Genomic DNA, 23314 nt, shown 5'->3' with positions numbered 1-23314 from the left:
AAATTACCGCTTTTCAAGCGACTTTACTGTGTAAACGATGGCTTCTATTATCGCCCGTAATATAGCCTAAAGACGACATTTTAAAGTTAGCTGCATAAAAACATAGGCTTAGCTAGCGTATCAGCAGAAAATATGCTAAGATTATCGATTACCAAAGTTTTTAGCAGTTTCATATTTTAATTAGTTTTTAATCAGAGGCAGTCATGGCAGAAATTAAACGTACGCGCCGTAACACGTTAGAGCGTCGTTGCATCAGCAAAGAGTTGAAGCGTTTATATTCAACTTCGCCAAAAGGCGTTTGGAAGATGTTAGAAAAAGTCAGCCAAGCGAATAAGCTTAAGTAGTACTTTTTAGCTTGGGTATACCTAGCTTATCAGTTTAGCTTTTAGGCATTAGTTTCTAAGTAGCTTAGAAATCAAGCCTAAGCGGTATTCAAGCAGGCATGGCCACCGTTCTTTCACGGTGGCTTTTTAGTTTTTACTCACATAGGATCGTTGATGCTAAAGCATCGTATCGCTAGCAGGCATGAAATGTTTTGTAAACAATCGTGCTATCTTGCGATGTGAATTAGGGTTACACTACCTTTTAGTTTAGCTTTTTCTAAGATCATCTTATTATGAATCAATACGGTTTTACCGTGCTCACGCCGACCTATAATCGGGCTGACACCTTGCCACGCGTGTATGAATCACTCAAAGCCCAAGATTTTGGGGATTTTGAGTGGCTAGTGATCGATGATGGTTCAACCGACAATACCGCCGACTTAGTCTTAGCCTGGGCAAATGAAGGTATTATTCCCATTCGCTACGCCTGGCAACCAAATCAACATAAAAAAACTGCATTTAATCACGGGGTCTCGATTGCACAAGGCGAGTTAATTGTTGCCCTAGATTCGGACGATACGCTCTTGCCAAATGCCTTATCGTCGATGTGGGAGACGTGGCATCGTATTCCGGCCATTAAGCGTGCAGGCTTTATTGCCGTGACCGGGCTTTGTCAGCGACCGGATGGTTCAATTGTTGGTGATAAGTTCTTTCGTGATGAGGTCGATATGAGCTCTATCGATATGTACTTTAAGCACCATCCTCGGGGTGAGAAGTTCGGCTGTCTCAATACTGAGATTTTGCGCTGCTTTCCCTTTCCTGAGGCGTATGATGGCTTTGTGCCTGAGAGTATTGTTTGGCGTGAAATAGCGCGTGCTGGTTATTTAACACGTTTTGTTAACGATGTTTATCGAGTGTATTATGACTCTGGCGATTCGCTCAGCCGACAAGGCGCCAGCAACGCTTCTCAGCATGCCTTGGGTTTGTTGCTGCTAGCCCATGATACGGTTGAAAAAAGCATTGCTTGGTTTTTTAAAAATCCACTCGAGTTTTTTAAAGCGGCTGTGCGCTATACCCGTTTTCGATTGCACCTTAAGGCCAAGGGGATTGCACGACCGGAGGCAACACGATTGCGCAACCCGGCCGCTTGCGTATTGGTGGCCTTAGGCTATCCGCTTGGTTTGGCCCTTTTTTTAAGAGATAAAGCGCTACCTTAAAAGCAAATGCCTCCGCTTCCTTTGAGCTACTCGGAGGCCTTTTACTATAGCTTAGTGCTCACTATCTTTATGAGAAGAGGGTAGGCGCTGCTGCTCAACCCAATCCTCATCATTATCATCGCTGTCCCAATCCTCGGTATCGAGCCAGTCGTCAATATCATCCACTTCACGTAGGCTAAAAGGCACTAGCTCCTCGATTTCATCGGCCGTGGTAACCAGCTCGAACTCATCATTAACCAAAATAAAGCGCTCGGCAAATTGTCCCTCATCAGCATTAAACATAATGCTAAATAATAGACGGCACTCGTAGATCTGGCTGCTGATATCCTCTAAGCCACCAGCACTACCGATAATCGTTGAATCGGCACCGCCTAGCAGTAGAAATTGACCTTCGTCTTCATCCTTGACCGCATGAGGCTCTTCGACCTCATCTGCATCGGCGGCTTGTTGTGGGCTAGCATTGGCGTCGAGGACCTGTGCAAAAATGGCCACTTCAACGCCCTCATCGGTGATGTTTTTTTCACAAAGCACACATTTACCGGTCCAGGCGCTTAAGGCATCGGCCGTTTTGGCTAAAATTTCGAGTTCTTCGTCTGTAAATACTTTTTTCATGATAAATTTGCTTGATTTATATACACTGAATCAAAACAATCGATCTTAATCTATGTCATGGTGCTTAGGCATCAGTCATAGCTATTTTCTAAACAATAAGTTGATAAATGGCGGTGGTTACAACAGTTTATCCCGCTTTTGATTACAATTAGCCTGTTTCTTACATCTTATTTTACTACTGATTATTTATGGCTCAATTCGTTTATACAATGAACCGTGTGGGCAAAATTGTCCCACCCAAGCGTCAAATTCTTAGAGATATTTCCCTATCCTTTTTCCCCGGTGCCAAAATCGGTGTGCTCGGTCTTAATGGCTCGGGTAAATCGACCCTATTAAAAATTATGGCTGGGGTGGATAAAGAGATCGAGGGTGATGCCATTCCGATGCCCGGCATCAGCATTGGCTATTTACCGCAAGAGCCGCAGCTTAATCCGGAGCATACGGTACGGCAAGCGGTGGAAGAGGGCTTGGGTGAGGTTTTTGCGGCGCGTAAGCGCTTGGATGAGGTGTATGCCGAATATGCTGAACCTGATGCTGATTTTGATGCCTTAGCTGCCGAGCAGGCAGAGTTGGAGGCGATTATTGCTGCAGCTGCTACTGGTGGTAGTGATGATATTGAACATCAGTTGGAAATTGCTGCTGATGCTTTGCGTTTACCTCCGTGGGACGCCAAGGTTGAGCATTTATCCGGGGGTGAGAAGCGTCGTGTCGCCTTGTGTCGTTTACTTTTATCTAAGCCGGATATGCTGTTGCTTGATGAACCGACCAACCATTTGGATGCCGAAAGTGTGGAGTGGTTAGAGATTTTCTTGCAAAAGTTCCGCGGTACCGTGGTTGCTGTGACTCACGACCGTTACTTTTTAGATAATGCTGCCGAATGGATTCTAGAATTAGACCGCGGCCACGGTATTCCTTGGAAGGGCAATTATTCTTCTTGGTTAGAGCAAAAGGAAAATCGCTTAAAGCAGGAAGAGGCTGCAGAGAGTGCTCGTCAACGCACCATTAGTCGTGAATTGGAGTGGGTGCGACAAAATCCTAAAGCGCGTCAGGCCAAGTCTAAGGCCCGTCTAGCACGTTTTGAGGAGCTTTCATCGCATGAGTATCAACGCCGCAATGAAACCCAGGAAATCTTTATCCCTGTGGCTGAGCGTTTAGGTCAGGAAGTGATCGAATTTGTGAATGTCACGAAGTCCTTTGGTGATCGGGTCTTAATTGATGATTTAAGCTTCCGGGTGCCGGCTGGTGCCATTGTCGGTATTATCGGTCCGAACGGCGCCGGTAAATCGACCTTATTTCGTATGATTGCGGGTCAAGAACAGCCCGATAGCGGTGAGGTGAAGCTAGGGCAAACGGTAAATCTAGCCTATGTGGATCAATCACGGGCTAGTTTAGACGATAAAAAAACGGTTTTTGATGTGATTGCCGATGGTCAAGATGTACTCACCGTAGGCCGTTTTGAAATGCCTGCGCGTGCTTATTTGGGTCGTTTTAACTTTAAAGGCTCCGATCAAAGCAAAATCACTGGTGAGTTGTCAGGCGGTGAACGCGGTCGATTGCATTTAGCTAAAACCTTAATTAGTGGTGGTAATGTCTTGTTGCTTGATGAACCGTCTAACGATTTAGATGTAGAGACATTACGTGCACTTGAGGATGCCTTATTGGAGTTTGCCGGTACGGTGATGGTGATTAGTCATGACCGCTGGTTCTTAGACCGTATTGCAACCCATATTCTTGCTTTTGAAGGTGATTCGCAGGTTTATTTCTTTGAGGGTAACTATCAGGAATACGAAGAGGATAAGAAGCGTCGTCTCGGCGAGGAAGCTGCTCAGCCTAAACGCATTCGCTATAAATTCTTAAAATAAAATTTTAAATTTATTATTTAGTAACAGGAACTTAAAAAGACTAGTTAAGGTAATATCTAATTTATAATGCTTTTCAAATGGATACATTTAAATAAGTATTCCAATAGCATTTGCGATTGATATAGGTTATGTTAGTAGTGCTGAGTGCGTGGTGGATTTTATTAGTTTACAACGCATACCAGTTTTAAGTTCCTCAGTTAAACCTGCCATTGACTGAGTTTTTAAAGCAAAATGAGGTGAATTATGAAAACTACAATCGGCAAGTATTTTGTGTTGGTGGCCCTAGTGGGTAGTTTAACTGCGTGCCAAAACCTGTCTACGCGTGATAAGAGTACGATCGCCGGTGCAGCTATCGGTGGTGGTGCGGGTGCCTTGATGACGGGTGGTAGTGCCTTAGGTACTGTGGGTGGTGCAGCAGTGGGCGGCGTCATTGGTAACCAGGTCGGTAAGTAATTAATACTTTCAGGCAAAAAAACCGAAGATACTCTCTTCGGTTTTTTATTGGGCGCGTGAGATTAATTTAGGCCTTTTTTGCTTCTTTGGCGGCATTAATCTCTTCTTGGCTCATTTCAATCTTGACTTCAAGTACCTCTAAGCTGTCTTGCTTGTCGAGCGATACCTTAATATCGTCAGGATTGACTTTAACGTATTTGGAAATCACCTCAATCAGCTCTTTTTGTAGCTCAGGCAAGAAGTCAGGACCGTCATTGGCATCGCGTACTAAAACAAAGCTGATACGCTCCTTAGCAATTTTGGCTGAGTCGGACTTTTTTCTTTCACCTAATAGTAATTTAAGTAAAGACATGAACTACTTCCCTCCGAAAATACGTTTGAGTAAACCCGTCTTTTCGGGGGTAGTGAAGCGCATCGGTTTATCAGCGCCTAAATAGCGATCAACCACATCCTCATAGGCTTGAGCAACCTTGCTGTCTTTCAGGTGAATCACTGGTGAGCCCGTATTGGATGCTTGTATAACATCGTCAGACTCAGGAATCACACCGATTAAGCCGATGCGTAAGATATCCTCAATGTCTTGAATTGAAAGCATATCACCCTCTTCAACGCGCTTAGGATTGTAGCGCGTAACGACTAAATACTCTTTAATCGGTTCTTCTGAGTTAACAGCACGCTTGGATTTTGAAGATAAAATACCCAAGATACGATCTGAGTCACGTACCGATGAAACCTCCGGGTTAGTCACAACTAAGGCATCATCCGCATAATAGGCAGCCATCAGAGCACCTGTCTCAATACCAGCAGGGGAGTCACATACAATATACTCAAAACCCATGGCTTTAAGATCGTCTAGTACCTTGCCCACCCCCTCAACGGTTAGCGCATCTTTATCGCGTGTTTGCGAGGCCGGCAGAATATAGAGATTATCAAGTTGCTTATCCTTAATGAGTGCTTGGTTTAGGGTTGCTTCCTCACTAATCACATTAATAAAGTCATAAACCACGCGACGTTCACAACCCATAATCAAGTCCAGGTTACGTAAACCCACATCAAAGTCGATAACCGCTGTTTTGTGACCGCGCATCGCCAGGCCAGCTGCAAAGCTAGCGCTAGTGGTGGTTTTGCCGACGCCACCCTTGCCGGAAGTTACAACAATAATACGTGCCATAGAGATTCCTATTGTTAAAAATTTGGATACTATCTTAACCCAAAATTAAAGCGGCTGTATACGCTTCAATGCTCCTGTAAAACATTGTTGCATATAGCTTTTTTGTTTTTAATTGAAGTCCTCACCGGAATGAAAGAGGAGGGACTCATGCTCCAGCTCGATAATGGCTGCTTTTTTATGAGTCTCTGGTGAGAAATCCTCATCAATCAGTCGATAAATACCGGCAATAGCGACTAATTCGGCATCCAAGTGTGAGGTGAAAATACGTGCGGCGGTATTACCGCGTGCACCAGCAATCGCACGACCGCGTAGTGGTCCATAAACGTGGATATTACCATCGGCAATAATCTCGGCGCCGGGACTAACCGCACCAATCACAATCAAGTCCGCATTGCGTGCATAAACGCGTTGGCCAGAACGTAATTGACGTTTTAACACCATGGTCGGTTTGCTAGCCTCAGTCGGTGCTTCCTCGCGTGCAGGCAGGTCCTGGACAGACGTGGTGGTTGCTGTGGATTCTAATACCACCGCTTCGGTCGTTGGACTGGGCTCCGGCGCTTCACGGTTAGGTAGATTATCAACATCAATAATGTACAAACCGCGCCCCTCGGCTTGCTCTAGCAGCTCGCCCTGGGCACTGACACCAATCACTGGAAGATTTTTCTTGTTAAGAAAATCTAGCAGTTCGGCCCAAGCTAAGGGCGCTTCAATCTCATTGACATCAATAATTAAAGGCTCATTTAAAAATAAACTGCCGGTTTTAGCTAATCTATCCTCCAAGGCCGCTTTAATTTGCTCAATATCATTGCTTTGCAAAATTAAACGTAGGGTATAAATAAAGCCACCCTTTAATTGCAAAACCGGTGCTGTTTGATTACTCACGCTAATGCCTATTTAAAATAAATAAAATTTAAACCCAGTTATCACGTAGCGTCGTACTACGATTAATCACTGTTTTGTCTTGCGCTTCGCCATCGACATAGAAATAACCTAAGCGCTCAAACTGCCAACGTGCGCCCGGGGTGATGGTCGTGCCCGGCTCAATAAAGCCAGTGACGGTTTTGACAGAATCGGGGTTAATAAACTCGAGAAAGTCTTGACCGCCCGCATCTGGATTTTCTACCGTAAATAAACGGTCGTAAAGCTTGACCTCAACCTCGTCGGCATGCGGCACACTGACCCAAGTAATGGTGCCTTTGACCTTGACACTAGCGGCACCAGGGGTACCACTCTTGGTGTCAGGTAGATACTCGGCGTAGACCTCAATCACATTACCATCTTCATCCTGTTTGAAGCCGGTACACTTGACGATATAGGCGTATTTTAAACGCACTAAATTATCCGGGAAAAGGCGGAAGTACTTTTTAGGTGGGTTTTCCATAAAGTCTTCGCGCTCAATCCACAGCTCGCGGCTAAATGGAAACTCACGCACGCCCTGTTCAGGATTATGTGGGTGCTTAGGCGCTTGGCAGAGCTCGGATTGACCCTCAGGGTAGTTAGTAATAATTAACCTAATCGGATCCAGTACGGCCACCGCGCGGTCAACCTTGGGATCCAAGTCATCACGCAGGGCCTGTTCGAGAATATTGTAATCAATGCGGGAATCTGCTTTAGATACCCCGATACGCTCACAGAATAAACGAATCGCTTCCGGCGTGTAGCCGCGACGGCGTAAGCCCATAATCGTCGGCATACGTGGATCGTCCCAGCCCTCAACAAAATGATCGTCCACTAAGCGCTTTAAACGGCGCTTACTGGTAACCACATGATTTAAGTTTAAACGGGCAAATTCGTACTGATGAGGGCGTTGCTCTGGCAGATGCCCTAGGGCAATTAATTTGTCAATGACCCAGTCATAAAAGGGTCGCTGATCCTCAAACTCAAGTGTACAAATACTATGCGTAATCATTTCAAGCGCATCCTCCAAGGGATGAGCAAAGGTGTACATCGGATAAATTGGCCAATCCATGCCGGTACGATGATGTGCCTCATGGCGGATTCGGTAAATCACCGGATCACGCATATTGATATTAGGCGATTTCATATCAACCTTGGCGCGTAAACAAAGACTGCCATTAGGGTGCTTGCCTGCACGCATCTCTTGGAACAGTGTCAAAGACTCCTCAACCGGCCGGTTGCGCCATGGTGAGTCCACCCCGGGCGCAGTCAAGGTACCGCGATTTTCACGAATTTGCTCAGGGCTTTGTTCATCCACATAGGCATCACCGCTTTCGATTAAGGCAAGCGCAAACTCATAGAAAAACTGGAAGTAATCACTGGCAAAGTATAAATGCTCCTTGCCGTCGTAGTTCCAATCAAAACCTAGCCACTTGACCGTATCAATAATGCTGTCAACGTAAGCTTGCTCTTCTTTTTCGGGATTAGTATCGTCAAAGCGTAGATGACATTCACCGCCATAGTCGCGCGCTAAACCAAAGTTTAGACAAATACTTTTGGCATGACCGATATGTAAGTAGCCATTAGGCTCGGGTGGAAAGCGCGTACGAATGCGGGCAGAGTCTCTTGGTGCGTCTTGCTGCACCGATAAGGGGCCTGGTCTGCCGGCCCAACGCTTATTTTGGAACTTATTTGCGCTCAGATCATTTTCAATAATGGTGCGCAGAAAATTAGAAACAGGTACGTCTGAATTAGATGCACTCATAGGTGATAAATAATGAATAATTAAATTTAAATAATACTCTCCATTGTGCCATATTCGACACCGGGATAAGCCTATTTAAGACAGTGGAAAGTAAATATCAACAACTCAAGCCGTGGCTTAGGCTCAGGGCTGGGCTCAGTCTTAGCAGCACCAGCCAGCGTCATCGCATGATTAGTTCACGTTAAAGGTACGGCGACCTAAGACCTCGCCACTAGCGGCGTTTTTAACGGTAAAGGTAACGACGGTAGCGGTTAGCGTACGTTGTGCTTCATCATACTCAAGTTCACCGCTTAGTTGCGTCATGGTACCCACGGTGGCATGAACAGCTGGGGGGCTGGTACGGCCTAGGCGACCATTGCGGTAGCGTCCCTCAATATTGCTCTCAATCGTGACCTCAATGTCGTCTGCTTGATCCTCTCTTTTCATGAGCAGTAGGTCGTAGTGTAATTTGCCTAATTCAGCCTTTAAATTAGCGTGTCTTAAGCCGACCGGGGTGGCGTTAGGATCCTGCGGAATGGCTCGTCTTAAGAGCTCAATTTCTTGCTTTAATTGAGAGATTTTTGCTTCCGCTTCTTGATGCTGTGTTAATAAACGACTGTTTTCAGTTTCGGTTTGTTGTAGGTTTTGGCTGAGCTCTTCGCCACGGGCCTGTAAGGCGTATTGCTCTTGGTTTAGCTGAATAATTTGTTGATTAAGCTGGTGTGACTCCTCGACCGTGATGCGAGTAGCGCCGTAATTGGTTTGTAAAAACCAATAACCGCCCGCACCGATAATAACGCCGGTAAATAAAATCACTAACCAACGTGGCATGCCCCGTTTGCGACGGCGACCAGTTTCGTAGACGGAGGGTTTAAAGGCTCGATTTGAGGATCTGAACATAAAAATTCCTATTAACTGCTAAATTCCTTAATGAATGGGGCTTATTTGCATAATTGATTGTTTAGTGCTTCAAGGCGCTCAGGTGTTCCCACATCTACCCACTGACCTCGATAATGCTGTCCCACCACTTGATCACTAAGCATCGCATGCTTAAGCAGGGGGGCTAAAGGTGCTTTTTGACCACTCGTAAGCCCTTTAAAAAGGCTTGGGTGATAGACCCCAATACCCGCAAAGGTAAGGCTGTCACTGGGAGCGCTTAAGTTGTTGCGAGGGTGTACTCTGCCATTGCTGTTTAAAATAAAGTCACCCTGCGGATTATGCGCTGGATTATCAACCAATAGCAACCAGGCTTGGGCCGCACCCTGATCAATGGCGTTAACATGATTCATCGCCTCGATAGGGTTCCAATCGCACCAAACATCGCCATTAATCACTAAAAAAGCATAATCACCTAATAGCGGTAGCGCTTTTGTGATGCCGCCTGCGGTTTCCAAGGCCTCATCACCCTCAGGCGAGTATACGATGCTGACGCCGTAGCGTGAGCCATCACCCAAATAGCTCTCAATCTGTGAGCCTAACCAAGCATGGTTAATCACAATATCAGTAATACCGGCCGCTTGTAAACGCTCGATATGATGCACGATAAGCGGCTTATTGCCAACCTCAAGTAAGGGTTTCGGGGTGTGGTCGGTGAGCGGGCGCATCCGTTCACCACGGCCGGCCGCTAGGATCATCGCTTGGATCAAAAGGTGTACCTCGCTTCAACAGTGATATTTTCCAGACGATCAAGAATGCGCGCAATAATTGCAAACTCATGATAACGATTAGCTACTTGGCGAATATAAGCAAGCACCCGGGGGATATGCTCCAAATACTGCTGTTTATGATTGCGTATGGCGAGGCGGGCAAACACACCTAAAATGCGAAGATTGCGTTGTAAGCTCATGGCCTCATATTGACGATAGAAATCGCCAAAATCCTCGGGCACCGGTAGCCCGGCTGCTCGCGCCTTTTCCCAATAACGAATGGCCCAGTCTAACTGTTGCGGCTCATCCCAGGTAGTGCGTGCATCCATCACCAGGGAGGCTAGGTCATAAGACAGCGGGCCGTATAGCGCATCTTGGAAATCAATAATGGCGGGATTCCTAGCCTCCTGCTCTGGTGACATTAGCATCAGATTAGGGGAGTGGAAGTCACGGTGTACAAAAACCTGTGGCTCTTCTGCATTGAATGCGGCGAGCGCATCCAAGGTGGGGTAGAGGAGTTGCTTTTCTAGGTCAGTCAGCTGATTCTGACAATGCTTTTCGACATACCATTCCTCGAATAAATTCATCTCCTCACGTAGGCGTGGTGCATCATAAGGTGGTAGATGAGCTGCAGGCGTTTGTTGCATCTGTACGAGTGCATCTAAGGCTTCACGATAGATGCCTTGTAGTGTTGCATCATCTAGGCCAGCTTGTACTGCTTGATAATACGTAGTTTGTCCCAGGTCTGAGAGTAATAAAAAACCGGCTTGCTGTTCCTGTTCCAAGATTTTGGGAACGGTTAAGCCCTGTTGCTCCAGTAGCTGGTCAATGGCGACAAACACCGCACAGTTTTCGTGTGGGGGCGGCGCATCCATAATAATCAGCGTCGTTTGTTGGGCGGCGCTGTAAATACGGTAGTAACTTCTAAAGCTGGCATCCGAAGAAGCCGCTTCCAAGGTATCAAAGTCGAATTGATACTTTGCTGTCAGTGCAGATAGCCATTGGTTTAATTGCTTTGAACGTTCGGCTGTGATTGTTAAGGCCATAAACAATAAATAAATTTAATAGGGTCAGAATTTAATGTAACTGAATGACTTGCTATAAAATATAGCGTTTACATCGTAAAAATATCAATAATTTTAGAACATACTAAGCCCTTATGTCTTTTAAGCTGGCTTAGTTTTACTTTTAGTTGCAGCAGGTTTTTGCTTTTCCCAATCGGAATACATGGTGTTTAGAGGCAGTGCTTTAGTTCTTATCGTTTTAGTCGCTATGGGTGGAGCCCAGGCCCAAAGCCCTGGTTTGCGTGTGCCGCTGCTGGAATCGCCGATGTTAGGTGAGAATAAGGCAGGGCAAGATGATATTGTCACCATCACCGATAGTAAAACGGTTGATGTGGTTGATGATACCAATAAACTGATCCTGCAGGGGGGCGCACAGGTCAGGCGTGCTGATGTGATTTTAAAGGGCGATCGTATTACATACAAACGTGAGCTCGGCCGAATCCGCTCCGAGGGGCATGCCCGCCTTTTACAAGAGGGTAATTTATTTACCGGAGAGGAAATCGAGTACAACGTCAATACAGAGAGCGGTGAGTTTCTGGGCCCGATCTATTCCTTTGCCGATGGTAGCTCCGGTCGTGCTGATTTTGCTGATATGTTGGATCGTAATCATCTGCGTTTATTTAATGCGACCTTTGCCTCATGCCCTTGCCCTGACCCTTCTTGGTATTTAGCTGCCGAGCGTGTTGATATTTACGATGATGAAAATGAGGGTATTGCTCGCAATGCTAAAGTCTATGTGGGTGATATACCGGTTTTTTGGTCACCGTATTTTACCTTTCCATTACGTCAGGAAAAGAAAACGGGTTTTTTAACCCCGACTTTTTCCTATTCTTCACGTAGTGGTGCTGACATTATTGCGCCGTATTTTATTAACTTAGCCCCTAATTACGATGCTACTTTGACGCCGCGTTGGTTATCTAAGCGGGGACTGATGCTGGGCGGTGAGTTCCGCTATTTGCAGCCGACCTATTCGGGTCAATTGACTGCGGCTTATCTACCTCGGGATAAGCATTTCAATAATCAGAAGCGTTGGACTTACGGTATTACGCATCGTCATCAACTGGGCAGCTTATTCGGTTTTAACTTTGGTTTTAATTTGAATTGGAATAAGGCTTCAGACGGTAACTATTTCCGAGATTTAGATGATTTGGAAGTTACGGAAGCCGATCGTACCTACTTAAATCAAAGTGCTACCTTAACGTTTTCTGGGCATCAGTACTGGAGCGGTTTTTTGCGTTGGCAGCAGTATCAGGGTTTGCATGATCTGAACTTAAATAGTGAGACCCCGGGTGCGGGTGTTTATCGTCAATATGAGCGTAAGCCTGAGCTATTAATTCGCGGTGCGCGCTATGATTGGGGTGGTTTTGACCTGAGCACGGTTAATACACTGACACGGTTTGAGTTTCCTAAGTTTCCGGCCGAGTTAAATGGTGCACATTTCTATTGGCCCAAAAATCGCGGTCATTCTAGGTATGATGGGACGCGTTTAAGCTCATACTCTACTGTCAGTTATCCTATTGTGCGACCGGGTTGGTATATTACCCCCAAGTTAGGCTTGCATTTTTCCCATTATGAAACGGACTGGTATAGGGATTTGCCCAACGGTGGTTTTTGGCCACAAAGTGGTCGTGGGGTAGCGCGTGATCGTGCTCAAAGTCGTACCTTGCCGATTTTTAGTGTAGACTCTGGCATGACCTTTGAGCGTGAAACCACGTTTTTTGGCAAGCCCTCAAGACAAACCTTGGAGCCTAGACTTTACTACTTATATATACCATTTAGAGATCAGTCGAGTATCCCGGTTTATGATACGTCGGTCAGTCAGTTTGGCTTTGGTACTGCCTTTACTGAAAATCGCTATAGCGGCGGCTGGGATAGAATTAATAATGCCAATCGACTGACCTTAGGATTGACTACGCGGTGGTTGGATGCAAATAGTGGGCTTGAGCGCTTGGCTTTGCAGGTAGCCCAAAGTTTTTCTTTTGAACCTCAAAAAGTCACACTTTCTAATAATGAGCAATTAGCTAATAACCGTTCCGAGTTTTTGGTTTCCCTAAGTGCTCGTCTTACGGATAAGCTAAATACTGAAGCAGCGCTACAATATGATCCTTATGAAAAGAAAATTGCTCAGTCAAGCGTTTCGCTGCGCTGGAACCCAAAGCGTTTGACCTCTTTGAGTTTATCGTACCGCTATCAGCGTGATCCTTTATTGAATGAAAGTGGTGGGATCTATTCCTATCAATTGCCTTCCAAAGAAAATTTGATTGTTGCCGGTCAATGGCCGATCACAGCAAAAGTGAATGCGGTTGGGCGTTTTGATTATTCATTTAAAGAAAGACGTTCTACTCAGAGCGTTGCTGGCATCGAATATCGTAGTAATTGTTGTTGGTCGGCGCGGGTATTATTCCAAAGATATGCAGTTGCACAAGAAAAAACGAATTCACGAGTGTTTTTCCAGTTAGAATTAAATGGTTTAGGTGCCTTAGGCTCAGATCCTATGAAAACGATTCGAGATAGCATTCCAGGATACGAATCGACAGAGGTGCCGGTACCGGTACGTTCTACATTTGAAAGGTATGAATAAATGCGTAAACAAGTTACATTACGACAATTGGCATTAAAAGCCTTGCCTTTAATGCTTTTGGCCTTGCCAATGACATTGGTCCAAGCTCAAACAAAGGGAGCTCGAGCCGCTCAACAGGGGCAATTTGCTGATGGTATTGCTGCGATTGTCGGCACCGAGGTTATAACCATGCGTCAGTTACAGGAGCGTATGGCGGCTAATCGTGTAGCAGGTAATGATCGTCGCGCTCAAGATCAGGTGTTACAAGGCATGATCGATGAGTTACTGGTTGAGGATGAGGCACAACGCTTGGGTTTACAAATCAGTGATGGTCGCATGCAACAGGTGATTGCTGAGATTGCTGCTAATAACAATATGACGCCTGAACAGTTACGTGAGGCAGCCCGTCAACATGGTATTGACTGGACTACCTATGTTGAGGGTTTACGTAACCAGGTCTTATTGGATGAGGTACGCGGTCAAATCTTAATGTCCCGTATTCATGTGACGCCAGCGGATGTGGAGGCCTATATTAAGCAAAATCCGACTGGTGTGTCACCTAATTATCGCCCGCAAGTGATTCAACCTGAAGCGCCACCGCCGGAAAAACGCATTGTCGTAGAGCAGAGCTTTGAACCCAAAGCCATTGCTTTCCAGCATATTTATATTCGGGTGCCCGATAACTCCTCAGAAGAGGTAGTTGAGGCGGCACGTAAACGCGCCAATGAGGCCTTACAAAAAATTCGTGGTGGCACAAGCTTTGAGGCGGTAGCCCGCGAGTACTCCAATGCACCTGAGGCAGCAGAAGGTGGTAATTTAGGGATTCGTTTATTTGAAGATTGGCCTAAATTATTCGTGGACCAGACACGTAATGTTCGAGATGGTCGCGTCTCAGGTGTCTTCCGTGCCCCAAATGGTTTCCATATTCTGAAGGTGGTTGAGCGTCGTGGTTTAATTCATGAGCGCCAACGTGAAGTCGTGGTACAAGCCCCTCGACCAGCTCCTATTGTGGTTCATGATCCACGGGTGCAGGCAGCACAGCAAGAGGGTCCGGTCGAAGTGACTGATTCACATGTGCGCCATATTCTGATTCGTCGCACTCCGATTATGACGGATGAGCAAGCGCATGAGCGCATTCTTCAAGTACAGCAAGCGATTCAGGGTGGTATGAGTTTCTCCGAAGCGGCAGAAAAGTACTCTGACGATTCCTCAGCACCAATTGGTGGGGATATTGGTTGGATCACACCGGGTCAAGCCGATCCGGCCTTTGAGAAGGCGGCCGATAGCTTACAAATCGGTCAAATCAGTGAGCCAGTACGTAGTTCATTTGGCTGGCATTTGATTGAGGTGATGGAGCGACGCACGGAGGACAAGCAAGCCTCTATCCGTAAGTCCTTGGCTAATGAGGCGATTTTTGAGGAGCGTGCGGCCGCCGTATTAGAAGATTGGATTGAGCAGCTCAGAGGTCGCACCTTTATTGATAATCGTCTTGAGCAAAAGCGTAACCGCTAGTTTTTGATCTATAGGTAGAGTGCATTGGCGCATCAAGCTCGTAAACGTTTCGGTCAGCATTTTTTAGTTGATGAGTATATTATCAACGCCATTGTGAATGCCATTGCTCCTCGTGAGGATGATCTGATGGTGGAAATCGGTCCTGGTCAATTGGCCATGACCGAACCATTGTTGGAGCGACTAAAGCAACTCACGGTGATTGAGATTGACCGCGACTTAGTGCAGCGTTTAGCCAGGCGCTACCCCGCAGAGCGTTTGCGCGTGATTGAGAGTGATGTACTAAAAGTCGATCTCAAAGCGCTCTTTGCTGAGCGTATAAGCGCATCGGCTAGGAAGCTGCGCGTGGTGGGTAATCTTCCTTACAATATTTCCACGCCGATTTTATTTCATTTGATGGAATATGTGGATTTGATTGAGGATCAGCATTTTATGCTGCAAAAAGAGGTGGTGCAGCGCATGATTGCTGAACCAGGCACTAAGGACTACGGTCGGCTTTCTGTGATGCTGCAACAACGTTATGCCATGGAGGGGCTCTTTGATGTGGGTCCCGAGGCCTTTGATCCTCCACCACGGGTTGATTCTGCCATTGTGCGCATGATCCCATTAGCTGAGGATAGACTACAGCCAAAAAACTATCAGCTATTTGCTGAGATTGTAGCCCAAGCTTTCGGTCAGCGACGCAAGATGATTCGACGTAGTCTAGCTCAATGGCGCTTGGATTTTGCGGCTTTGGGGATTGAAGCGACGGCCAGAGCTGAGGATCTTAGTTTGCAGCAGTTTATTGCCTTAGCGGATGCCGTGGATAGTGCAGGTGTAGGACAAAATTAAGTTCCTCCCGAGCGAGCGCTAACGCTTGTCCGGGAGGGTGAGTGTTGGGCGCTAAGGCTCTGTTCTACCGTAGGCCCGTGCCGGGGGCGTTCATATCCTTTCTTTCGATAAATTCGATTTTATAACCATCGGGATCTTCAACAAAGGCAATCACGGTTTCACCGCCCAGTACGGGACCGGCTTCACGCGTGACTTTACCACCCGCAGCTTTGACCTTGGCACAGGCTTCATAGGCATCTGGCACACCAATGGCAATATGACCATAGGCCGTACCCATCTCGTACTCCTCAACCCCGTAGTTATAGGTTAATTCGATTTCAGCTTGTTCGGGGTTGGAGGCGTAACCGAGAAAAGCAAGCTTATACTTATATTCGGGGTTATCGGAAGTACGTAATAAGCTCATGCCTAAGACCTTGGTATAAAAGTCAATGGATCGCTCCAAATTACCTACGCGTAACATGGTATGTAGTATTAACATGAAAACTCCTTATGAATTGGTTAAGCTTAGCATTGTCGTGCTATTTTAGCGCTTCTTTTTGCTCTGGGCATAGGGTGTGTCCGCTGGATCCTGGCTAGGATAATCCTCGGGGTTTAGGCGGATCATCTCTGACTCAATCCACTGCTCAACCGCTGCCATGATTTCCTCACTGCTACGATCGCCAGGACTGATGGCTGGGCCAAAGGAGAGGGTCACGCAGCCAGGCTTTTTAATAAAGGCATTGCGTGGCCAGACTTTACCGGCATTATGCGCGACCGGGATGATATCGCATTGCGCATGCATAGCAAGGCGTACACCACCTGGCTTATAGCGACCCTTGGTGCCAACCGGGGTGCGTGTCCCTTCGGGAAAGAGCACGGGTGAGCGCCCCTCTTTGATGCGTTTCGTGCCCATACGCAGCACTTGCCGCAGTGCCTCCGAGGCTTTGGCGCGGTTGATCGGGATATTGTTTAAGCTAGCTAGCGCCCAACCAAAGAGCGGGATATACTCCAAGCTCTTCTTATACACTAAGACCACTGGGAAGGGCGTAAACCACGGCAAAAATAGGGTTTCATAAGCGGATTGGTGCTTGACTAAATAGATCACCTGACGATCAGTGGGGATATTGTCCTTACCTTTGACCTCATAGCGAATCCCTAAAATCACCTTGGCTAAATAAATTAAAAGCCGTGGCCAAAGCACTGCAAAGCGATAGCGCTTAGCAAAGGGCAGCGGTCTGGCTAAAACAATCAGCGGACCTAAAATCAAAGCGCTGACAATAAAGCATAAGGCATAAATGAGAGAGCGAATAAAGTTCATCCGGCAACTCCGATTACATAGCGGCAGGCGTAACTTCAGCCAGCAAGCGATTAACCATGGCGGCCAAATCCTCACTTACCGGTGTATCTGTGTCAAAGGCTGGGTCTTGCTGGGTTTTTTGACCATTGCCGGTGAGTACTAGCCAGGGTTTAAAACCGGCAGCTGACGCTGCCTGTAAATCACGTAAGGAATCACCCACGGCATAGGTCGTTGCGCTGCGATCGATGTTATAGCGTCGTTTTATTTCCTCAAATAGTCCAGGCGAGGGTTTGCGACAATGGCAATTATCCTCAGGCTTATGCGGACAGATGAAAATGGCATCAATGAGGCCACCTTTTTCTGCCAAGAGTTGACGCAATTTGGCATGCATGGCATTTAAATCATCGATGGTAAAATAGCCGCGCCCAAGACCCGATTGATTGCTAGCGATCACCACTTTATAGCCAGCGCCATTGAGACGACTGATGGCTTCAAGACTGCCCGCAATAGGTTCCCATTCGGCAGCACTTTTAATGTAATCTGCGGAGTCTTTGTTAATGACCCCATCTCTATCGAGAATCACTAGTTTGTTGGGCATCTTGAATCCTATGTAAAGCTTAAAGACTAGGCTAAGCGAGAAATATCGGCAATCAAATTCATGGTGCCGTGAAGACGCTGCAGTAGTGCTAAGCGATTGGCGCGAATTGCGACATCCTCAGTCATAACCATCACATCATTAAAAAAGTCATCCACGGCGGGTCGTACAGCGGCTAGCCGGCTCATACCGCCAGGGAAGTCCTTGCTTTGAAAGAGCGCCATAACTTCTGGCTCCACAGCTTGCAAGGTGGTGAATAAATTCTTTTCCGCCTCATCCTGTAATAACGCTGCATCGAAGTTGTGCACTTCATCTTCAGAGCGACGTAATAAATTGCTGATACGCTTATTGGCAGCCGCTAAGCTTTCAGCCTCATCCAGTGCAGAGAAGGCTTCAATCGCAGCAATCCGCTCAGGTATTTGATCCAAAGGTGGATTGACGGCTAAAACCGCATCAATCACCGCTTTGCTATGCTCGGCTTGTAATTGGTTACGGTAACGCTCCAAAATAAACTCGTAAACTTCAGTGGCAGTATTAGGATTAAGCTCGCTGCTAGCATCAAAGAGGCTAAGGGATTTGGCTAAAAGCGCAGGTAAATCTAAATCAGCCGCACTGATGCCATCAAGATGAGCTTGTTCTAGCCATTCATAGGCACTGATAATGCCCAACGCAGCTCGACGTAAACCGTAGGGATCTCGTTCACCCGTAGGAATAGAGCCAATTCCCCAAATGCCGACTAAGGTCTCAACCCGTTCAGCCACAAAAAGAATGAGCGCAGTGATGCCGTCCTTGCTTGGCGCTAAGTTAAAGCGGACATCGTATTGATGCGCTAAAGCTTGGCAAACGGCAGAACTTTCCTGCTCGCCAGCGGCGTAGTAGGATGCCATGATCCCTTGTAGCTCGGGGAATTCACCGACCATTAAAGAAACTAAATCCGCCTTGGCTAAGTAGGCTGCACGTTCTGCTTCTTGCTTGTTGGTGCCTAATTGCTCGGCAATCAGTGCGGCCAAGGCTTGCACCCGCTCTGTTCTTTGCAGTTGTGAGCCTAATTTATTGTGATAGACCACATTGGCTAATTGTGCTACCCGCTCATTTTGTGGGGTTTTCTTGTCCGTATCAAAGAAGAATTCCGCATCGGCTAAACGTGGACGTACAACGCGCTCATTACCCTCAATAATATTTTTAGGGTCGGCTAAGTGCATATTGCTGACAATCAGAAAACGATGATCCAATTTGCCGTCTGCTTTATTAAAAAGCGGGAAGTACTTCTGATTTAAACGCATGGTTAAAATCAGACATGCTTGCGGTACGGCTAGGAATTTGCGATCAAATTGACCTACATAAACCGTTGGGTGCTCTACTAAAGCGGTGACTTCATTTAATAACTCAGCGACTTCAGGATCCTCACCCAAGGTAGTGTCTAGCGAGTCAGCAATACGGTGTAGTTGTTCACGAATCATGGCTTGGCGACGCTCAAAATCGGCAATTACCATACCCTCATCGGCTAAGCGTTGTTCGTATTCCTCCGCATCTGTGAGTGAAATCGTCTTGGCCCCCATAAAGCGGTGACCCTCGGTGATACGGCCAGCACTTAGACCAAGTGCTTGTACAGGTAAAATCTCATCGCCGTGTAATACCACTAAGCGATGTGCTGGACGGACAAAGCGCACGGTGGTTTGACGATCGGCGAGTTGATAGCGCATCACCTTAGGGATAGGTAATTGGCTAATACAATGCTCTACCACCTCTTGAATGCGATTCTTTAAGATGGCGCCAGGTGCCTTACCACGGGCAATTAAGAAGTCCTGTTTGCCATCGGATTCCTTGCTTAGATCAGCCACGCTCAAATGCGCTAAGCCCTTGGCCTCTAAGCGCTTAGTTAGGGCAGGGGTGGCGTTGCCTGCGGCATCTAAACCTACTTTGGCAGGCATCAGCTTTTCAACAAAGTCCTGCTCTGGCGCTTGTGGCAGCACCTTGTCAATCAGAATGGCTAAGCGTCTAGGGGTGGCAAAGTAACGATACTGATAGTCATCTGGCAATAAGGCCAGTTTTTTTAAATCAGCTTCAATGGTAGTGGCAAATGCTTCGCCTAAACGTTGTAATGCTTTGGGTGGTAGCTCCTCGGTTAGGAGCTCAATTAATAAGGCTTTAGTTGACATATTATTTTGCCTCCACGGGAGCTGCTTGTTTGAGCATCGGGAAGCCGAGCTTTTCTCTAGATTCGTAATAACATTGGGCGACGCTGCGGGAGAGATTGCGAATACGGGCAATATAGGTTGCACGTTCAGTCACACTAATCGCTCCGCGCGCGTCTAATAAATTAAATAAGTGGGCTGCTTTTAGCACTTGCTCATAAGCGGGTAAAGCTAATTGCAGCTCAATCAAACGCTGGGCATTTTTTTCATGATCATTAAAATGACGGAATAAGGTCTCCACATCGGCATATTCGAAATTGTATTTGGATTGTTCTACCTCGTTTTGATGGAAAACATCCCGGTAATAAACAGGGTTGCCCGCTAAATCTGTGGTCCAAACCAAATCGTAAACGCTCTCAACGTTTTGTAAATACATCGCTAAACGCTCAATACCGTAGGTAATTTCACCGGTCGTGGCTGAACAGTCTAAACCGCCCACCTGTTGGAAGTAGGTAAATTGCGTCACTTCCATGCCGTTGAGCCAGATTTCCCAACCTAAGCCCCAAGCGCCTAAGGTGGGGTTTTCCCAGTCATCCTCGACAAAGCGAATATCATGCTCTTCGGGATTAATGCCTAGGGCTCTGAGTGAGTCTAAATACAAATCGATGATATTGCTAGGTGCAGGTTTTAAAACCACTTGATATTGATAATAATGCTGCAGACGATTGGGATTCTCACCGTAACGACCGTCATTAGGGCGGCGCGATGGTTGCACATACGCTGCATACCATGGCTCTGGGCCAATGGCTCTTAAGAAAGTGGCGGTGTGAGAAGTACCGGCTCCCACTTCCATATCAAAAGGCTGTAGGAGGGTGCAGCCCTGCGCACCCCAATAATTTTCTAATGTAAGAATTATTTGCTGAAAGCTAAGCATGCTATGACATTTACCAAAAATTTAATTAACCTATAATTTTAGGATATTTAGCTTGATAAAACACAGAATCACTGCGCTCCTCGTAATTTCTCATGGCCTTTAAACTACGTCACACTATTTAGGTAGGAGCGCATGCTCTTTTGCTAGATAAGTATAAATAGCGGTAAAATCAACAGCAATTTTTAATAATAAAATCACTCTAGGAGGTATTGATGTCAGAGGCATTAGTCTTAACTGAAAAAATTGGTCGCGTATTAGTGATTACGATTAATCGTCCTCAATCACGTAATGCGCTTACTTATGACACCTCATTTGCCTTGGCCGATGCGATTGATGAGCTAGAAAATAGCGATGAGTTGTCATTAGGCATTTTGCGCGGTCAGGGCGAGCATTTTTGTGCCGGTATGGATCTGAAGGAGTTCGCTAAAACGCAGCGTCGCGCAGTGGTGCCTGGTCGCGGTTTGGGTGGACTGTGTGAGGCGGTGCCTAAAAAGCCGTTAATCGCCGCAGTTGAAGGCTATGCCCTGGCAGGTGGTTTTGAGCTCTGTTTAGCGTGCGATCTGATTGTGGCTTCGAATACAGCGAAATTTGGTTTGCCAGAGGCTAAGCGTGGTTTGGTACCGGGTTCTGGCGGTATGTTACGTTTTTCTCATCGTGTGCCTTATGCAATTGCCATGGAGTTCTTATTAACTGGCGATATGTTGAGTTCGCAACGGGCATATGATTTAGGCTTGGTTAACCATTTGGTTGAACCTGGTCAAGCGCTAGAAGCGGCCTTAGCCTTAGCCGACAAAATTGCGGCAAATGGTCCTCTAGCATTACAAGTGATTAAGCAGGTGGTCAATGAGGCCCGGACGTGGAGTGATCAGGATATGTTTGCCCTGCAGCAGCCACGGATGCAGCATATCTTCACCTCGGAAGATGCCAAAGAAGGGGCCACTGCATTTGCTGAAAAGCGTGAGCCAGTTTGGAAGGGTCGCTAGGGCGATCTTGATTTTATCTCGTAAGAACTACCAGACTGAGTGCTGAGAGCTCAGTCTTGGTTGATTTAAAGGTAAAGGATATATTATGACAACCATTATTAAAGAAGCTGATTTAGTTCAGTCAATTGCTGATGCAGTGCAATTTATCAGCTACTATCATCCAGCGGATTATTTAGCGCATTTAGCACGTGCTTATGAGGTGGAGCAAAGTCCAGCCGCTAAGGATGCGATTGCACAGATTCTGACAAACTCTAAAATGTCTGCCGAAGGTCACCGTCCCATCTGTCAGGATACTGGGATCGTCAATATCTTCCTAAAAGTCGGCATGGAGGTCAAGTTTGAACTGAGCGGCAGTCTGCAAGAGGCCTGTGATGAGGGGGTACGCCAAGGTTATTTAAATCCGGACAATAAACTGCGTGCCTCCGTACTTGATGATGCCATTTTTGAGCGTAAAAATACTCGTGATAATACGCCCTGTATTCTCTCGGTTGAGCTTGTGCCCGGCGATAAGGTCGAGGTGCAGGTGGCAGCCAAGGGTGGTGGTTCAGAAAACAAAACCAAATTTGCCATGTTAAATCCGGGCGAGGATATTGTCGAGTGGGTGCTTAAAACCGTGCCGACCATGGGTGCCGGTTGGTGTCCTCCCGGTATGCTGGGTATCGGTGTTGGCGGTACCGCTGAAAAAGCGATGTTAATGGCTAAGCAAGCCTTGATGGAAGATATCGATATGTACGAGCTCTTGCAGCGCGGTCCGCAAAATAAGCTTGATGAATTACGTATTGAGCTTTATGAAAAAGTCAATGCGCTTGGTATCGGTGCTCAGGGCTTAGGCGGTCTGACAACGGTATTGGATGTGAAGATTAAGAGCTTCCCGACGCATGCGGCCTCTAAACCGATTGCTATGATTCCTAACTGTGCTGCCACTCGTCACGTTCATTTTGAACTGGATGGTAGCGGTGTTGCCGAGATGCCGGTGCCGTCACTTGAAAATTGGCCGGATGTCGAGTGGGCGCCGGATTACAATAAATCCAAAGCAGTTAATTTGGATACCTTAACTCCGGAGGAAGTTGCCGCTTGGAAGCCGGGTGATACGCTCTTATTATCGGGTAAGATGCTAACCGGTCGTGATGCTGCCCATAAGCGTATTCAACAGATGTTGGCTGCCGGTGAGGAATTACCGGTGGACTTTAAAAACCGCGTGATCTACTACGTCGGTCCTGTGGACCCGGTGCGTGATGAGGTGGTAGGTCCTGCCGGCCCGACCACATCCACCCGTATGGATACCTTTACCGAAATGATGCTGGAGCAAGGGCTTATCGCGATGATTGGTAAAGCCGAGCGCGGTCCGGTGGCGATTGATGCGATTAAAAAGCATCAATCGGCTTATTTAATGGCTGTCGGCGGTGCCGCTTATTTGGTCTCTAAAGCCATTCGCGGTGCCAAGGTGGTTGCTTTTGAAGATCTTGGCATGGAAGCCATTTATGAGTTTGAGGTCAAGGATA

At 46.8% G+C, this 23314-nt stretch carries 22 protein-coding genes; 9 read left to right on the top strand and 13 right to left on the bottom strand.

The window, feature by feature from the left end:
• The first annotated feature begins 203 nt into the window (after positions 1-203).
• Positions 204-344, top strand: coding sequence for a hypothetical protein (locus HMPREF3179_RS12205; protein WP_018026767.1), 141 nt, complete (start codon positions 204-206; stop codon positions 342-344).
• Between the two features lie 272 nt (positions 345-616).
• Positions 617-1540, top strand: a complete 924-nt coding sequence (locus tag HMPREF3179_RS03245) for a glycosyltransferase family 2 protein (RefSeq protein ID WP_018026768.1) — start codon at positions 617-619, stop codon at positions 1538-1540.
• 51 nt (positions 1541-1591) lie between these two features.
• On the opposite strand, the gene HMPREF3179_RS03240 is transcribed toward HMPREF3179_RS03245, so the two are convergent.
• Positions 1592-2152: a hypothetical protein gene (locus HMPREF3179_RS03240; protein ID WP_070469708.1), complete on the bottom strand. Its 561-nt coding sequence runs from the start codon at positions 2150-2152 to the stop codon at positions 1592-1594.
• A 188-nt stretch (positions 2153-2340) separates the two neighbouring features.
• Here HMPREF3179_RS03240 and ettA point away from each other — a divergent pair, with 188 nt between their 5' ends.
• Together ettA and HMPREF3179_RS03230 are read left to right on the top strand one after the other, a co-directional pair.
• Entirely contained in the window at positions 2341-4014 is a 1674-nt protein-coding gene (gene ettA, locus HMPREF3179_RS03235; protein ID WP_070469707.1) for an energy-dependent translational throttle protein EttA, read from the top strand.
• Between the two features lie 243 nt (positions 4015-4257).
• Positions 4258-4467: a glycine zipper 2TM domain-containing protein gene (locus HMPREF3179_RS03230; protein WP_018026772.1), complete on the top strand. Its 210-nt coding sequence runs from the start codon at positions 4258-4260 to the stop codon at positions 4465-4467.
• A gap of 67 nt (positions 4468-4534) precedes the next feature.
• Here HMPREF3179_RS03230 and minE read toward each other — a convergent pair whose 3' ends face one another.
• The 7 genes from minE to HMPREF3179_RS03195 form a co-directional block, all read right to left on the bottom strand.
• The gene (minE, locus tag HMPREF3179_RS03225; RefSeq protein WP_018026773.1) at positions 4535-4819 is read right to left on the bottom strand and encodes a cell division topological specificity factor MinE; all 285 of its coding nucleotides are present in this window, start codon (positions 4817-4819) and stop codon (positions 4535-4537) included.
• 3 nt (positions 4820-4822) lie between these two features.
• Positions 4823-5638 (bottom strand): septum site-determining protein MinD, encoded by an 816-nt coding sequence (gene minD / locus HMPREF3179_RS03220; RefSeq protein ID WP_018026774.1) that lies wholly within the window; start codon positions 5636-5638, stop codon positions 4823-4825.
• 108 nt (positions 5639-5746) lie between these two features.
• Entirely contained in the window at positions 5747-6520 is a 774-nt protein-coding gene (gene minC / locus HMPREF3179_RS03215; protein ID WP_036558702.1) for a septum site-determining protein MinC, read from the bottom strand.
• A 28-nt stretch (positions 6521-6548) separates the two neighbouring features.
• Positions 6549-8300, bottom strand: coding sequence for a glutamine--tRNA ligase/YqeY domain fusion protein (locus HMPREF3179_RS03210; RefSeq protein ID WP_070469706.1), 1752 nt, complete (start codon positions 8298-8300; stop codon positions 6549-6551).
• Between the two features lie 171 nt (positions 8301-8471).
• Complete coding sequence (locus HMPREF3179_RS03205) at positions 8472-9179, bottom strand: hypothetical protein (RefSeq protein WP_036558698.1); 708 nt, start codon at positions 9177-9179, stop codon at positions 8472-8474.
• 41 nt (positions 9180-9220) lie between these two features.
• Complete coding sequence (gene murU, locus HMPREF3179_RS03200) at positions 9221-9922, bottom strand: N-acetylmuramate alpha-1-phosphate uridylyltransferase MurU (protein ID WP_026156874.1); 702 nt, start codon at positions 9920-9922, stop codon at positions 9221-9223.
• Positions 9922-10971 carry an aminoglycoside phosphotransferase family protein gene (locus tag HMPREF3179_RS03195; RefSeq protein ID WP_070469705.1) on the bottom strand — a complete coding sequence of 350 codons (1050 nt, stop codon included), beginning with the start codon at positions 10969-10971 and terminating at the stop codon, positions 9922-9924. The genes murU and HMPREF3179_RS03195 overlap by 1 nt, the downstream gene beginning before the upstream one ends.
• A 181-nt stretch (positions 10972-11152) precedes the next feature.
• On the opposite strand from HMPREF3179_RS03195, the gene HMPREF3179_RS03190 reads away from it, so the two are divergent.
• Genes HMPREF3179_RS03190 through rsmA form a run of 3 tightly spaced genes read left to right on the top strand, consistent with a single transcriptional unit; the run spans position 11153 to position 15889 of the window.
• Positions 11153-13570 (top strand): LPS-assembly protein LptD, encoded by a 2418-nt coding sequence (locus HMPREF3179_RS03190; protein WP_246824351.1) that lies wholly within the window; start codon positions 11153-11155, stop codon positions 13568-13570.
• A complete protein-coding gene (locus HMPREF3179_RS03185; RefSeq protein ID WP_018026781.1) occupies positions 13571-15061 on the top strand; it encodes a peptidylprolyl isomerase in 1491 nt (496 codons plus the stop codon).
• Positions 15062-15085: 24 nt separating this feature from the next.
• Positions 15086-15889: a 16S rRNA (adenine(1518)-N(6)/adenine(1519)-N(6))-dimethyltransferase RsmA gene (gene rsmA, locus HMPREF3179_RS03180; RefSeq protein WP_070469704.1), complete on the top strand. Its 804-nt coding sequence runs from the start codon at positions 15086-15088 to the stop codon at positions 15887-15889.
• 64 nt (positions 15890-15953) lie between these two features.
• On the opposite strand, the gene gloA is transcribed toward rsmA, so the two are convergent.
• From gloA to glyQ, 5 genes are read right to left on the bottom strand one after another with little or no spacing between them, the layout of a single operon-like run.
• On the bottom strand, positions 15954-16367 hold the full coding sequence (gene gloA / locus HMPREF3179_RS03175; RefSeq protein ID WP_018026783.1) for a lactoylglutathione lyase: 414 nt from the start codon (positions 16365-16367) through the stop codon (positions 15954-15956).
• Between the two features lie 45 nt (positions 16368-16412).
• Positions 16413-17186, bottom strand: coding sequence for a lysophospholipid acyltransferase family protein (locus tag HMPREF3179_RS03170; RefSeq protein WP_070469703.1), 774 nt, complete (start codon positions 17184-17186; stop codon positions 16413-16415).
• A gap of 13 nt (positions 17187-17199) precedes the next feature.
• On the bottom strand, positions 17200-17763 hold the full coding sequence (gmhB, locus tag HMPREF3179_RS03165) for a D-glycero-beta-D-manno-heptose 1,7-bisphosphate 7-phosphatase (RefSeq protein ID WP_018026785.1): 564 nt from the start codon (positions 17761-17763) through the stop codon (positions 17200-17202).
• Positions 17764-17789: 26 nt separating this feature from the next.
• Complete coding sequence (gene glyS / locus HMPREF3179_RS03160) at positions 17790-19919, bottom strand: glycine--tRNA ligase subunit beta (protein WP_070469702.1); 2130 nt, start codon at positions 19917-19919, stop codon at positions 17790-17792.
• A 1-nt stretch (position 19920) separates the two neighbouring features.
• Positions 19921-20829: a glycine--tRNA ligase subunit alpha gene (gene glyQ, locus HMPREF3179_RS03155; RefSeq protein ID WP_018026787.1), complete on the bottom strand. Its 909-nt coding sequence runs from the start codon at positions 20827-20829 to the stop codon at positions 19921-19923.
• A 212-nt stretch (positions 20830-21041) separates the two neighbouring features.
• On the opposite strand from glyQ, the gene HMPREF3179_RS03150 reads away from it, so the two are divergent.
• Together HMPREF3179_RS03150 and HMPREF3179_RS03145 are read left to right on the top strand one after the other, a co-directional pair.
• Positions 21042-21812 carry a crotonase/enoyl-CoA hydratase family protein gene (locus tag HMPREF3179_RS03150; protein WP_070469701.1) on the top strand — a complete coding sequence of 257 codons (771 nt, stop codon included), beginning with the start codon at positions 21042-21044 and terminating at the stop codon, positions 21810-21812.
• An 85-nt stretch (positions 21813-21897) separates the two neighbouring features.
• On the top strand, positions 21898-23314 hold a 1417-nt coding region (locus tag HMPREF3179_RS03145), incomplete at its 3' end, for a fumarate hydratase (RefSeq protein WP_070469720.1).

This window comes from Oligella sp. HMSC09E12, assembly GCF_001808505.1.
GTDB classification, from domain to species: Bacteria; Pseudomonadota; Gammaproteobacteria; order Burkholderiales; family Burkholderiaceae_B; genus Oligella; species Oligella urethralis.
Note: the sequence above shows the minus strand (reverse complement) of the source record. Positions and strands in the feature narration are given on the sequence as shown.

Coding starts and splice junctions, on each gene's coding strand:
- glyQ (WP_018026787.1), bottom strand. CDS start 20,829: ATGCTTAGCTTTCAGCAAATAATTCTTACATTAGAAAATTATTGGGGT.
- HMPREF3179_RS03190 (WP_246824351.1), top strand. CDS start 11,153: ATGGTGTTTAGAGGCAGTGCTTTAGTTCTTATCGTTTTAGTCGCTATG.
- minE (WP_018026773.1), bottom strand. CDS start 4,819: ATGTCTTTACTTAAATTACTATTAGGTGAAAGAAAAAAGTCCGACTCA.
- glyS (WP_070469702.1), bottom strand. CDS start 19,919: ATGTCAACTAAAGCCTTATTAATTGAGCTCCTAACCGAGGAGCTACCA.
- HMPREF3179_RS12205 (WP_018026767.1), top strand. CDS start 204: ATGGCAGAAATTAAACGTACGCGCCGTAACACGTTAGAGCGTCGTTGC.
- HMPREF3179_RS03240 (WP_070469708.1), bottom strand. CDS start 2,152: ATGAAAAAAGTATTTACAGACGAAGAACTCGAAATTTTAGCCAAAACG.
- gmhB (WP_018026785.1), bottom strand. CDS start 17,763: ATGCCCAACAAACTAGTGATTCTCGATAGAGATGGGGTCATTAACAAA.
- HMPREF3179_RS03230 (WP_018026772.1), top strand. CDS start 4,258: ATGAAAACTACAATCGGCAAGTATTTTGTGTTGGTGGCCCTAGTGGGT.
- HMPREF3179_RS03245 (WP_018026768.1), top strand. CDS start 617: ATGAATCAATACGGTTTTACCGTGCTCACGCCGACCTATAATCGGGCT.
- HMPREF3179_RS03195 (WP_070469705.1), bottom strand. CDS start 10,971: ATGGCCTTAACAATCACAGCCGAACGTTCAAAGCAATTAAACCAATGG.
- HMPREF3179_RS03205 (WP_036558698.1), bottom strand. CDS start 9,179: ATGTTCAGATCCTCAAATCGAGCCTTTAAACCCTCCGTCTACGAAACT.
- HMPREF3179_RS03150 (WP_070469701.1), top strand. CDS start 21,042: ATGTCAGAGGCATTAGTCTTAACTGAAAAAATTGGTCGCGTATTAGTG.
- HMPREF3179_RS03210 (WP_070469706.1), bottom strand. CDS start 8,300: ATGAGTGCATCTAATTCAGACGTACCTGTTTCTAATTTTCTGCGCACC.
- minD (WP_018026774.1), bottom strand. CDS start 5,638: ATGGCACGTATTATTGTTGTAACTTCCGGCAAGGGTGGCGTCGGCAAA.
- ettA (WP_070469707.1), top strand. CDS start 2,341: ATGGCTCAATTCGTTTATACAATGAACCGTGTGGGCAAAATTGTCCCA.
- HMPREF3179_RS03185 (WP_018026781.1), top strand. CDS start 13,571: ATGCGTAAACAAGTTACATTACGACAATTGGCATTAAAAGCCTTGCCT.
- gloA (WP_018026783.1), bottom strand. CDS start 16,367: ATGTTAATACTACATACCATGTTACGCGTAGGTAATTTGGAGCGATCC.
- HMPREF3179_RS03170 (WP_070469703.1), bottom strand. CDS start 17,186: ATGAACTTTATTCGCTCTCTCATTTATGCCTTATGCTTTATTGTCAGC.